Here is a 13,314-nt window from a genome sequence, read left to right on the forward strand (position 1 = left end):
CTACAATGACGGCCTAGTAAGAGTAGTTGAGCTTCATGTAATAAAGCGCGCCGTCGGTATCGTAGGGTGAGTTACGCGAATAAACCAGTCCGCGATTGGCTTGGAATGTCGCCTCGTCCGGATAGTTGTCAAACAGGTTCTCCGCCCCGAAGGTCGCGCGCACGCCACCGTCGAACTGGTAACTGAGCGACAGGTCGAAGAAAGTTTCCTCGCTGAAATCCTGGTAGATATCGCCGGTGGGCTGGCCACTGGCATCGGTCCAGGAACCGTAGTACCGCAGGCGGCCCTGAATATCCCAGCCATGCACCCGGTATTGGGCGGAAAGATTACCCGTCAGCTCCGGCAGGCCGTCTTCCAGGCGCACGATCCCGATTTCACCGATAGTGCCGTCGGTTTCCGTGACTTCGGTATCGTTATAGTTCCAGGCCATGCCCAGTACCAAATCGCCTTCACCCGCGGGCATGCTGTAGCTGGCAACCAGATCCACGCCGCGGGTGCGCGTATCAAAGGCATTCGTATAGAAGTTCACACCGGTGATCGACTCGGCTCCGGGCACGCCCTCGGCGACCAGCTCGGAGCGTATGTCGTCGGTGACCGTATAGGTCTGCGACTGGCCAAAGCGATTGTCCACTTCGATCTGGTACACATCCAGAGAGCCGCTGAAACCGCTATCGGTACGGAAAGTCGCGCCCGCCGTGAACGATGTCGATTCCTCGGCCTCCAGCGCTTTTGCCCCGAAATATTGCGCTATGGGGTCGGTCGGCGACAGACGGCCGTTGGTGAACAGGTTGAGCGTTTCGGTATCCAACCCCTGGGAAGTCCGCGTACTCCCCAGCTGCCCCGGCGTGGGAGCGCGGAAACCGGTGGAAGCCGTCGCGCGCAAGGCAAAACCCTCGCTGAATTCATAGCGCAGCGACAGCTTGCCATCGGTGGTATCGCCAAACTCCGAGAAATCCTCATAGCGCAGTGCAACGCCCGTGGTCAAACGATCGGTCAGGGGCGCTTCGAGGTCCACGTAGGCGGCGTAGCTCTCCTGGTCGTATTCATCGGCCTGGTCGGCACTGTAGCCGGGGAAACCGTTGGAGCCCGAGGGCAGACCGTCAACCGCGCCGGGGCCGACCGCGTAGGATGCCGGGTCACCCGCCTCGATTTCGTAGGTTTCCTCGCGGCGCTCGGCGCCGAAGGCCACATTGGCGGGCGCGGCCAGGGCCGCGAGCTCCCAACTGTAGACAAAATCCAGGTTCAGGTTGGCTTCGCTCTGGATCAGCGAGCCGGCGTAGAAACTGGTCGGGCTTTCCGGCCCCAGGGAACCGTTGATGGTGTTGTCGAGATAGTACTCGATATCGTTGCGCCCGTAGGACGCGCTCAAGTCCCAGCTGAGTTGCGGGTTGATGTCGCCGCGCAGGCCCGCCACCGTGGAGAGGTCTTCGTCCTCCTGGGAAAATTGCGGCGAGAAACCCGCGGGGTAGATATCGTGCAGATCGAAGTCGGGAAAAGCCGTCGGGCTCGGCCGGTAGGCGCTGGTGGATTCGGGGTTGCGCCAGTTGAAATCGCTACTGCCCTCCCCCTCGCCGTAGGTACCGAAGCCATAAAACTCCGTCCGGTCGCTGAGTGCGTATTGCGCATTGAGCGCGAAACGCAGGGCTTGCCGCTCGGGCTGGCCCCAGTCCTGTACCGGGTTGGGTACATTAAGGTCCGGATTCGCCTGCTGAAAATCCACCGCGTCCGGGCGCTGCCGCGAGCGCGATGTGGGATCGGCGTCGGTGTATTCCAGGGTCCCGGTGAGGAAACCGTTGTCGGCGAGGTCCAGCCCGCCGCGCAAGCCTACCTGGACTTCGTCGCCATCACCCTCCGCGTACTGGGAACCCTGTACGTAAGAGTCAAAACCCACGAAATCTTCGAGAATCAGGTTGATCACACCTGCGATGGCGTCGGAACCGTACTGGGCCGACGCGCCATCCCGCAGTACTTCAATGCGTTTTACCGCAAAGCTGGGGATCTGCGCCAGATCCGCGCCCTGCGCGCCACGGTAACCGAGCAGGGCCGAGCGGTGGCGACGCTTGCCATTGACCAGCACCAGCGTGTGATCGGGTGACAGGCCGCGAAGAGTGGCCGGGCGGACGTAGATCAGGCCGTCGTTTAGCGGCAGGCGCTGGACGTTGAAGGAAGGGGTGATATGGGTCAGCTTGTCCACCAGCTCACTGGACGCAACGCTACCCAATGCCTCTTCCGACACCACATCAATGGGGGCCATTGAGTCAAAGGATGTCCGGTTCTCTACCCGAGTACCGGTTACAATGACTTCTTCCAGTAACGAAGAAGCTCCCTCCTTCCTGTCTTGCCCCTCCTGGGCGTACAACGGCAGTGCGAGGGCAGAGGCAACCGCCAAAATCAGCGGCTTGCGGCAGAATGGATGCATATTCGATTCCCCGGGGTCATTGTCTGTTGGATGGGCCGTCGCCGAACGACGGCGCAGCAAATCCTAGGGGGAAAGCGTTAAGGAAACGTGATGGTTATGTGAAGCTGGGATGACAGCCGGATTCACGCCGCAGACAGAGATGAGTCCGGCCAGGGGCACCCAGTGTGCGTTAGAATCGAGGGGTATACACGTGGCAGTAGGGTTCCTTGCCGGTCCGCTCGTAGTAGCGCTGGTGATACTCTTCCGCCTTCCAAAAGCGAACAACCGGGAGTACCCGTGTCACCACTTCCAGCCCCTTCTCCCGCAGCTGGGCGATAAGTTGCTCAATGATTTTCCGCTCGTCATCGCTACCGACGAATACGGCGGACAAGTATTGCTCGCCGAGGTCGGGCCCCTGCCCGTCGGCCTGGGTCGGATCGTGGATTTCAAAAAAAAGCCTGGCCAGGGTTTCGTAGCCTACCTCGTCGGGCTTGTAGGTCACTTCAACCGCCTCCAGGTGACCTGTGGTCCTGGCGCAGACCTCCTGGTAAGTCGGGTTGTCCATGTGCCCACCCATGTAGCCAGACACCACGTCCACCACGCCGGGCTGCTGGCGCATCAGGTGTTCCACGCCCCAAAAACAACCACCGGCAAAATACGCCTTGTGCATAGCTCTCCCCTCCTTCTCGGATTGGTCCTGGTTACTCACGAAATGCATGGACAGCGAATTGACGCAGTGCCTGACGTTCTTCGCGGTCAGCATCTCGCCCTCGAATACGTGTCCGAGATGGCCGCCGCAGCGGGCGCACAGTATCTCGGTTCGACGCCCATCGGCGTCGACTTCGCGCCGCACCGCCCCCTCGATCTCTCCGTCGAAACTCGGCCAGCCGCAATGCGAGGGAAACTTGTCGGCTGAGCGATATAGCGGTGCTTCACAACGCCGGCAAACGTAGGTACCGGACGCAAAAAAATCATTGTACTCGCCCGAAAACGGCGCCTCGGTGCCCTTGTCCACGATCACGCGATGCTCTTCCGGGCTCAAGGGTTTCCAGTCACTGGCCATTGCTACATCCACCTCCGCGGGTAACGATTGTTTTGACAAGCTGTTTCAATTTATGCTCAATAGTAATCGATCATTCAGTACCGTGCAGCTAGCGTACACGCCTGGTCCGGTACTTGTTCATGAAGTGTAGATGGAGGCAATTATGATTACAGAGGGACGCGTTCCACACGCGGTATTCAAAACCCGGGTCAGGGACGAATCCGTCGACGGCCCCAACCCCTTCCGCTGGGAGGATAAGACCACCGAGGACATCTTTGCCGGCAAGAAAGTCGTGCTGTTTTCGCTACCGGGGGCCTTTACACCCACTTGCTCGTCCAATCACCTGCCACGCTACGACGAGCTCTACGACGAATTCAAGGCGCAGGGGGTCGACGAAGTGATCTGCCTGTCGGTCAATGACGCCTTCGTCATGTTCCAGTGGGGCAAACAGCAAGGCAACAAGAACATCTACCTGCTGCCCGATGGCAATGGCGAGTTCACGCGCAAGATGGGCATGCTGGTCGACAAGTCCGACCTGGGCTTCGGCATGCGCTCCTGGCGCTATTCAATGCTGGTGGATGACGGTAAGATCGAAAAGATCTTTATCGAGCCCGACTTTGGCGACCTTTGCCCCACCGACCCCTTTGAAGTTTCCGACGCTGACACCATGCTAGCCTATCTCAAGGGCGAGAAGGCCAGCGGGCCGAGCGACCCGCGTAAGACGTTCGAAGGCTAGGCAATCACACCCCGCGCGCGGACGCGGGGTGGCTTCCCTCTCTCGCGGGGCACCCGGTCGCGCCGGGAAACACCTTACCGTAGCCCGAGCAAATCCTTGCCCTGGCGAAACACAATATCCACTGGAATACCGGCCATCGACAGCCGGTCAAGATCTGCCTGCAATTCATCGCCAATAACGCCCTGGTCCGCCAGCAGGCGTTTTACCCCCTCGTAGTCACCGTCCCCCTGCAGGGTCAGGATCAAACGGGACAGACTGTTCATCGCGAGCTGCATCTTGTCAAAATCCACGTGATAACGGCCTTGCTCGTCGCGGGTAAAAGCCCCGGCGTCGCGAAAGTAGTTGAAGCGGACCATATTCGCCTTGCCATGGGCAGAGGCAGCTCCAAAACGTACCGAGCGGAATATGCTGGCGAGAAAAGTGACGTAGTTGTCCATCACCCGGCCTTCCTCCAACACCCCTTTCTCGTGCAGCTTGGTCACCATATACAGGCCGAGGATGTCGGCCTTGCCCTCCTCCAGCGCCGATGCGCTCTCCTTGAGCGCGGCCCTCACCGTTCCCTGTCCAGTAATGGTATTTTTTATACCCAGGCCATGCGCCACTTCGTGAAACATGGTGTTGGCGAAAAAGGCGTCAAACGTGACGTGCTGGCGCAGCTCTGGCGCGATCAGCTGTTCCGAGATGGGAACCAGTATCTTGTCGAACTTGGCTCGCATGGCATTCTTCAACTGCAGCCGACGGGTCCCTTTTTCCAGCTGCACCCGTTCATCGTTGGGCAGATTGATCGCAATGGTCTTGGAGCCCGCGTTACTATCACCGGCGTAGTACAGCACATCGTAAGCATTGAGGTCGGAATCCGTACCGGGCATTTCGCGCTTATAGGCATCATCGACCGGCAAACCTTTCTGCAGTTCAGGCAGGTACTTTGCAAAGCGCGCCAGTCGCTCGCTCCATGCCAGGTCTTTCAACAGGACATAGGCAGAGAACGCGGTGCGATAACCATACAGCTGGTCCTCATAATTCTCGATGGGCCCGATCACCAGCTCGATGCGGTTGCTCTTCATATCCATCCAGGCCATGTCGCTGGCAAGGTAATCGTCGCTTACCAGGGCAACCGCGCGCAACTTAAGGTACCCCGCGAACCCGGGATCCTCCGCCAACTCCGAGGCTTTCAGCAAAAGCTCGGCTGCGTCTTGTAGCTGTCTGGCGTAAGCCTGCGAGTACGGCTGCAAGACCAGGTCACCCTTGCCGTCACGCCTTACCAGGGAGTACTGCCCGCGTTTCGCGGGTTCATCCCAGGCTTCGAACTCATCCCTGTCCATATCGGCCGGATAGAAGTTGGCGCCTTCCGGCTTGGCGCCAAAACCGGCGACAAAGGGGCTGTTGCCGTTCAGGCGATCCCACGGACCGTAGTTGACCCTGGCAAATTCGTGCAATTCCGACCTGTCGGCAATCAGGTCATGGAGCCTTTCTTTGTTTTCAAAGCCAAAGGCCTGGTCCCAGAACAGCTCATCCATCAGCTCCGCCGCGTCGATCAATAACGCCAGCATTTCCCTTTGCCTATCGCCAAGCCCTGTGAGATCAGCTGTTAACTCCACCGGTGCGTATATCCGCAATCGCTGCGGAGAAACCAGGGCGGCTCCGGGAACGGCATCGACCGCCGAGCCCGACCGCTCCTGCCCCTGCGAGACGGTACCGCCGAATACGGAAAGTACCGTGCCCAGTACCATGGCACCTATATTTACCTTGCGCATTTCGTCACCTATAGTCATTTACTGGTTCAGTGCATACATATTCGCGCCGCGAAAGTCCGGCACTTCGATCATGATAGTATATTCCTCTCCAAACCCTGAAGGATTCAGGCTTGACCAGTTCTGTTGCCAGCGTCAAACACTGGGCCAAGTGGCCAGTTGAGCAAACTCTTCAATACACCGAGCGTGTATTGCTAAAGCGGAATCAGTTACCTCCGCCCTACCCGCCGATTTTTATTCTTGGCCCCCCGCGCTCGGGAACCACCTTGTTGCTACAGGCCTTGCTCCAGTCCTATCAATGTTGCTATTTCAGTAATTTCATTAGCCGGTTTCCATCGAGCCCGGTACTTGTCGGCTGGTTGGCAAAGCTACTGCAGGGCGGTCGCGGCGCTACCGACTTCAGCAGCTATTACGGTCGAACCCGCCATTGGGACGAGCCTTATGACGGCACCAAGATCTGGCTGCGATGGTTCCCCTATGAACCTGTTTACAGTCCACGGGGGTCCCTGGCCGAGAAGGAAATACAACAGATCCAGGCAACCGTATCTCTCCTGGAACGTGTGTTCGATGCCCCCTTCGTTAACAAGGCCCAGCGTAACAACGGCCGCATTCTCGAGCTCGACCGTGCGTTCCCGAACAGTATCTTCCTGCGTATTCGCCGGGAGCATGAGCGAGTTGCCGAATCTGTACTGCATGCACTGGAGCACGAAATGAAGGGCCATGATATTTGGTTCTCTCTCCGGCCTAGCAATCACCAGAACATCACGACAACGGACCCTCTCGAGCATGTCTGCGAGGAAATATTCTATACGGATTGTGATATTGATCGCGACCTGGCCGCAATTGGCTCGCACAGATGCCTGGAAATTACCTACACTGACCTGTGCAAGGAGCCAAATGCCGTTATGCGTGCCTGCGCCGATTTTTACCACACTCACAGCGGCATTGAACTGACACATCGTGGTGGCATTCCGCAATCGTTCACCCCAAGCGCCAACACGTATCTTGATTCCGAACGCCGCGAAAGAATTCGAGACCACTTGCAACTGCTTTCCAGGTCAGGCCAGAACACCGAATAGAAGGACAATATAGTACGATGAAAGAACCAGTGATGGTTATGGAGTCATATGCACTCGGAGCCATTGGTGCTATTCGCTCACTGGGCAGCGCGGGTTACCAAGTCCACGCCTGTTCCTGGCAACCTCGTGCGCTCGGGCTGCACTCTCGCTATGCCGCTGCTACCTGCGTGCATCCCCGCTATGAAACCCCTGAATTTATTCCCTGGCTACGGGAGTACATCGAGGCCAATAGTATCCGCCTGATTATTCCTTCCGAGGGTTTTGTGCTCGGGGTTCGCAATCATATTCGGGAATTCATGCCCTTGCTACCGCTCCCGGATGATAGCGACACCCTCTTTTCCGGGTTTGGTAAGTACGACCTTTTTAAGCGAATTCAGGACCGCGCTACCGCAAACCCTCATCTCCTTGAGAATCTGCCTCCTTTTCTCTTGCTAGAGCAAGACGAGGCCCTGCCATCGGAGCAGCAATTGGCGGACCTGGGGCTACCGTTGTTTATAAAGGCAGACGGATGCCACGGCTTGGATACCGTCCACGGCGAAGTGGCTCGCGCGGATACCGCCAAACAGGCCATTGAACGCATCAAGGTCCTGCGCAAACGGTTCAAATTACTTATGGTCCAGGGTTTTGCACCGGGAATTGGGGCCGGCTGCTACTTTCTACGCTGGAACGGCAATATTCTGGCGCAGTTCAGCAACCGCTGCCTCCACGAAGTACCCCATACGGGTGGTCTCAGCTCGCTGCGCGAGAGCTGGCACCACCCCGCCATGATGGAAGATGCCCGCTTAAAGCTTGAAGCGATGGAATGGCAAGGGGTCGCCATGATGGAATATCGGTGGAATCCAGAGACAGGGCGATTCTATCTCATGGAAATGAACGCCCGCTTCTGGGCGGCTCTGCACCTGGCTATATTCTCGGGCGTGAATTTCCCCCAGTTATTGGCGGATGTTTTCTTTGATCGCGCAGCCAACGACAAGCAACCGGAGTACGCCGAGGGACTTATGGCCAGGTGGACGGTACCGCTTGAAATAGGCTATGTCCGATCGCTGATGAAAGACCCGGATGTATCAACCTCACGCTGGCTGAAAGCCATCGCCGAGTACTTTGTCCTCATGGTACATCCAAGGGTTCGGGCGGACTGGAACTATCCCGGCGACCGGCAGCTCTACATACGCGCCTGGTGGGAATTTTTGCGCGGTGTGTTGTTTGAGCGTTGAAGGAGATTTAAAAACGGAAACACCCTGCGGTTGTACTCTGCATAAACCGGATTGGGGGCGCCCCCCGGAAGGGGATGCCCTTTTCCAGTTCGAGCGATTGCAAGTGCTTGGTTTGCGCCCATTGGCTCGACAAATTCAGAGACACCACCGAATCTGAAACGAGGCATCCGACACCGACGCCCCTACCGTGGGGCACCGGGGTCCATCAGCTGGCGGTGCCCCGGCCGGCGGGCAAAACACCACACCGCCCGGGGGACGCGACAACTCAGAAACGATACAGCGCTTGCAGCGCGAACGTGCGGGGACGGTCCAGAAACTGGTAGTACGCAGTACCGGTGCCGCCGGTCAGCGCCCCTGCCAGGGGTGCGTCACCACCGAACGTCACAACATCCTCGTCACTGAGATTCTTGCCGATAAAGGCCAGCTCCCAGTTCCCGGCGACGTCACTCAGGGCGACGCGGAGATTCCACTTGGTGTAGGCGTCCTGCTTGTTCCGCGGGTCCAATGTGGGAGTAAACAGGTAGTCGTCGCTGAACACCAGGTCAAGTACGGTACGCAGTTCCAGGTTGTTGCCGAAGGAAATCACGTAATCCGCGCTGAGAGTGCCACTGTACTCCGGTGTGTATTCCTTGCGTTTGCCAGTGGCGTCGCAGGTCACGCCGTCAGGTTGCACACTCCCGGGCTCCAATACCTGCTGGCCGAAATAGCACTGGTTGTTCTTGAAATCAGTGTACTCGAAGTCAAGCCAAGCGACGGCCCCGGAAAGGGTCAGCCCCTCCGCCACGAGCCAGCGCCCGTCGAGTTCGAGTCCCTGAATCTCCGCCTTACCGGCATTGGTCACATTAAAGCCAAGAATGCCGTCAAACTGGCTCGTTTGTAAATTCGTGTACTCGGTATAAAACGCCGCCATATTGAGTTCCGCGACACCGCCAAGCCCCACCTTGGCCCCAACCTCGATACTTTCGGCTTCTTCCTCGTCGAAGTCGAACACACCGACAATGTCGTCCGCACACGCTGGCGGGTTGGTACTGGTATCCAGGTTACAGGCGTTTACTACCGACGGATCGGGGTGACCATTGGAGCGGATATCGAAGCCTCCGGCCTTGAATCCCTCGGTGTAGGTGGCGTACACCATGGCATCCTCGCCGAGGTCATATTGCACAGTGAACAGGGGTGTAAAGGCCTCTTCCTGTCTGTCGCTTCTAATTGTATCGTAAGGCTCAACGGCGAAAGCGCCGAACAAGGGATTCAGGCCGAAGTACACATTGGGCAACGTGCCCGTAGGATCCGTTGCCGGAAAGGCGGTATTGCCGCCATAGTGCACCTGCTGCTTGGTCGCCTCCTTGTCTTCTTCGGTGTATCGCGCACCGAACACCAGCCGCAAGCGATCGCTTACATTCCACGTAGCCTGTGCAAAGACCGCCCACATGTCACTTTCCTGTTGAGCGAACCGGCGGCTGCTGATGTTCCTGAAATTGGGGTTTAGCAGTCGCAGGAGACTGTTGTCCGGTACATTGATCGAATCCCGGAAGTCCAGTTCGTTGGTCTGGTAGAAAACACCGGCGATATAATCCACCGTCTCGTTTCCTGGCGATGTAATACGCAGCTCCTGGCTAAATTGCTCGAAGGATTCATCCTGGCCTGCATTGAGGATGGAAGCGCCGGTAAAATCACAGTCGCAATTTTGCTCAAAGTCATACTCGAGATAACCCGTGGTGGAGGTCAGCGTGTACTCCCCGAACGCATAGTCGATATCGAGTACGAGCACATCGGCGGTATTGTTGTGATAGTCGCCGTTGCTGCCGCGCACCCGATTGAGCTCGCCATCCTCGCCAGCGAAATCCACCGGTGGCTCAAGCATGAGGGTGTTGTTCACCAGCCCCACGAAGTTATTCAACGCCGTAACATAGTCGACGCCAGCTCCGGTTCCAGCCAGGTCCTCCCGCACGATACTTTGGGCGAGTTCGACGTTGCGCCCCACATCGTCGAATTCCGCGTGCTCATACTTCAGATCCATTGTCAGCAAATCGGTCGGCATCCAGCGCAATGAACCTCGAATAACAGTCTCCTCCTCCTGTTTTTCGTTGTGGCTGCTGTTGAAATTGGTGAACGAACCTTCCTGGTCACGATAGAGCATGGCGATACGCCCAGAAAGCGTGTCGGTCAGCGGGCCGCTGAATACGGCGCGGTAGTCCTGCTGTTCCTCTTCAAATTCATAGAGCGCCGAAATCTGCCCCTCGAATTCTTCGCCGGGGCTGGCGGTAGTCATGTTCACCGCCCCCGCGATACTGTTTTTACCAAATAGAATAGGCTGGGGGCCCCGCAGTACCTCGACCCTCTCCATGTCAAATAGCGGCAGCCGTGACAGCTGGCTGCGCCCGTAATAGATGCCGTCCACGTACATGCCGGTTGATTGCTCAAACCCCGGATTGACACCCGAACTGACCCCTCGGATGGTGATATTGTTTGCGATCGTACCTTGGTTCATGGAGAAATTGGGTATATAGGTCGTCAGGCTCTCCAGATTGGTGATGCTGGCATCCTCCATTTTCTGCCCGCTGATCGCGCTCACCGAAATCGGTACGTCCTGGAGACTCTCCACTCGTTTTTGCGCGGTTACAACCACTTCCTCCAGTTGTAAGTGCTGCGCTTGCGCGCCGCCGGCGACAACGGTGGCGATCGCCACGCCGAGAAGGGACTTAACAGGTTGGTAAGACATTGCTTTTTTCCTCCTTGCGCGCCGTCAGGCGCGTAGTTGTTATTGGAAACAACCTCATTTCCATATTTCCTTGGCATGTACTTCTAGAGCGCCGGACCAGTGCTGAGCGTCACCTGTCACCACTGTGGCGGGAAGGCCTGGCAGGCCGGTAAAAAGCCGCGCCCGGCAGGTATCGGAAAGTCTTCGCCGGTTGCACGCAGAAGCCTCCGTCCTGCCGCCGGAGCAAAGGCCGGGCAGGTCCCACCGCCTCGTTGGGGTACGGCGTGAGCGCGCTGGAAATCCAGCATGGGAAGCCCCTAAAGCGCACCTGGGACCAGGGGGACGTAAGAAGGACGGAAAGTAATGGCAGCGGGCCGACCGGTATTATCCTGGTAGTGATGCAAGACCCCGGAGTAGTGGTCGGTCGATGCATGGTGGGACTTCCTTATTTTTATGTGTAAGACAGTACACGCCGGGGAACAGAGTAGAGGAGTCCGCAAACCGGGAAAAATGGTTTATTATTATCTGCTGATAACCATTGGTAATCGCAAGGTTAGTACATCTCTCCCTTGAAAGCCTGTTGATGTAGCCGTAGCTGTGATCTCCCGGCACTTCACCGTGAGCGCCGCGAATGCTTTGGGCACACATGGCAGTCCCTTCGGGACTGCTGCAGGACGGAACAGAGAATCAACGCATCCTTAAAAAACAAAACCCCCTGCAGCTGTGCTGCAGGGGGTTTGCTTTACAGTCTAGAACTTGGCTTGGGAGGGAACGCTGGGAGAGGCAGCCCGTTGGCAGCCATGACCTACTTTGGGTCGCAAGCGTTGCTTGCGATTCCTGCGGAACGCCTTCGGCGAACAGGCTGCTTCACAACATGGCACCCCTTTGTCCTTTACAAGATAATTGATCGTGCCTTTCTGAGACGTGAAAAAGCCCGCGCATGACGGGCCTTAAGAAGAATTTCGATTATGCACCCTTGCGGCGGGACCACCCGAGGCCAGCAAGACCGAGGCCGAGGAGAGTGAGGGTGGCGGGTGCAGGGATAGCGACCGCAGGGTCGTAGGTGTAGATCAGGCTCAACTCGCCGGTGGCGCTCCAGTTGGTTGAAGGGCCACCAGCAAGCTGGCCAAGTAATTCTGAGACATCTGTTTCCATCAGCCAGTAAAATTCCGGATTCTGATTGATGTAATTACCAAACTCGCTCGGCGAGATTGAACGGCTCTCTGAGAAAGAAAGAGCGGCGGCAGAGTAGTCACCGGAACAAACACCTGGGGTGCTAAGCGTAAAGCAGCTGACGTGTGGGCCATGGAGAAGAATAAACAGATGTGCACTTGGCCCACCGGCAAAAATTCTCCCGTCAACCAAACCTGAAAATCCAAAGTCGCCCGGGTCGGTGTTGTAAGCATAATCCGCAAATCCTGAAATACTGCCGCCGGAAATATTGCCGCTCCCGGTTAGCAACACATCCACGCCTGTCAGAGTACCCAGACTCGAGTCGAAACTATTGAACACAATGCTGTCGTCCGCTTCATCGGTAATGTACCAGGTTTGCGTTTGCATCAGCATTGCCTGCGCGGAGGTAGCGGCAAGGCCAAGTCCGAGTACAGCGAGGGTGTAGACGAAACGGTTCATGGATTAACGCTCCTTGTTGTTTAACCACGAAATTGGGTTAGTTCACTGATTGACTTACACATTCTCTTTTTATGTGTAAGACAGAACACGCCGGGGAACAGAATAGAGGAGTCCGTAAATCGGGAAAAATGGTTTATTATTATCAGCTGATAACCATTGGTAATCGCAAGGTTCGTACATCACTCCCTTGAAACCCTGCTGATATGGCCGTAGTTGTGATCTCCCGGTATTCACTGTGAGCGCAGGGAATGTTTTGGGTACACATGGTGGCTTTTTGGGGCGGGGCAGGACGGGGCAGAAGATCAACGCATCCTAAAAAACAAAACCCCCTGCGTGTGTTGGGTCGAGTCTCGCTGAGGGGGTAGACTGGTTGAGGCAGCCCGTTGGGCTGCTATGACCTACTTTGGGTGGCGAGCGGTGCTCGCCATCGCTGCGGCGAGAGCCTGCCCCTCTTTTCGGGTGCGCCTGCGGCGCCCCTGCGCCGTTCGCCTTCGGCGAACAGGCTGCGTCACATGGCAGTCCCTTTGGGACTGCGGCAGGACGGGGCAGAAGATCAACGCATCCTTAAAAAACAAAACCCCCTGCGTGTGTTGGGTCGAGTCTCGCTGAGGGGGTAGACTGGTAGAGGCAGCCCGTTGGGCTGCTATGACCTACTTTGGGTGGCGAGCGGTGCTCGCCATCGCTGCGCGACGCCTGCGGCGCCCCCTTGCCGTTCAGCTTTGCTGAACAGGCGCGGTCACATGGCAGTCCCTGCGGGACTGCGG

Annotated in this window: 8 protein-coding genes; 3 read left to right on the plus strand and 5 right to left on the minus strand. The window is 57.3% G+C overall.

Going from position 1 to position 13,314, the window contains the following annotated elements; translation table 11 throughout:
• Positions 1-13 precede the first annotated feature (13 nt).
• The gene (locus JYP50_RS18120; protein WP_206561969.1) at positions 14-2,254 is read right to left on the minus strand and encodes a TonB-dependent receptor; all 2,241 of its coding nucleotides are present in this window, start codon (positions 2,252-2,254) and stop codon (positions 14-16) included.
• Between the two features lie 334 nt (positions 2,255-2,588).
• Positions 2,589-3,461, minus strand: coding sequence for a bifunctional methionine sulfoxide reductase B/A protein (locus JYP50_RS18125; RefSeq protein ID WP_206561970.1), 873 nt, complete (start codon positions 3,459-3,461; stop codon positions 2,589-2,591).
• Between the two features lie 142 nt (positions 3,462-3,603).
• Here JYP50_RS18125 and JYP50_RS18130 point away from each other — a divergent pair, with 142 nt between their 5' ends.
• Positions 3,604-4,176, plus strand: coding sequence for a peroxiredoxin (locus JYP50_RS18130; RefSeq protein WP_206561971.1), 573 nt, complete (start codon positions 3,604-3,606; stop codon positions 4,174-4,176).
• Positions 4,177-4,250: 74 nt separating this feature from the next.
• Here JYP50_RS18130 and JYP50_RS18135 read toward each other — a convergent pair whose 3' ends face one another.
• Positions 4,251-5,930 carry a dipeptidyl-peptidase 3 family protein gene (locus JYP50_RS18135; RefSeq protein ID WP_241263287.1) on the minus strand — a complete coding sequence of 560 codons (1,680 nt, stop codon included), beginning with the start codon at positions 5,928-5,930 and terminating at the stop codon, positions 4,251-4,253.
• A 110-nt stretch (positions 5,931-6,040) separates the two neighbouring features.
• Between JYP50_RS18135 and JYP50_RS18140 the strand changes: the two genes are divergently transcribed.
• Together JYP50_RS18140 and JYP50_RS18145 are read left to right on the plus strand one after the other, a co-directional pair.
• On the plus strand, positions 6,041-7,006 hold the full coding sequence (locus JYP50_RS18140) for a sulfotransferase (RefSeq protein WP_206561972.1): 966 nt from the start codon (positions 6,041-6,043) through the stop codon (positions 7,004-7,006).
• A 17-nt stretch (positions 7,007-7,023) separates the two neighbouring features.
• A complete protein-coding gene (locus tag JYP50_RS18145) occupies positions 7,024-8,220 on the plus strand; it encodes an ATP-grasp domain-containing protein (protein WP_206561973.1) in 1,197 nt (398 codons plus the stop codon).
• Between the two features lie 265 nt (positions 8,221-8,485).
• Here JYP50_RS18145 and JYP50_RS18150 read toward each other — a convergent pair whose 3' ends face one another.
• Together JYP50_RS18150 and JYP50_RS18155 are read right to left on the minus strand one after the other, a co-directional pair.
• Entirely contained in the window at positions 8,486-10,939 is a 2,454-nt protein-coding gene (locus tag JYP50_RS18150) for a TonB-dependent receptor (RefSeq protein ID WP_206561974.1), read from the minus strand.
• A 945-nt stretch (positions 10,940-11,884) separates the two neighbouring features.
• Complete coding sequence (locus JYP50_RS18155) at positions 11,885-12,550, minus strand: PEP-CTERM sorting domain-containing protein (RefSeq protein ID WP_206561975.1); 666 nt, start codon at positions 12,548-12,550, stop codon at positions 11,885-11,887.
• Between the last annotated feature and the right edge of the window lie 764 nt (positions 12,551-13,314).

Origin of the sequence: Parahaliea mediterranea (assembly GCF_017255185.1) — a bacterium.
Lineage (GTDB): Bacteria > Pseudomonadota > Gammaproteobacteria > Pseudomonadales > Halieaceae > JAFKCZ01.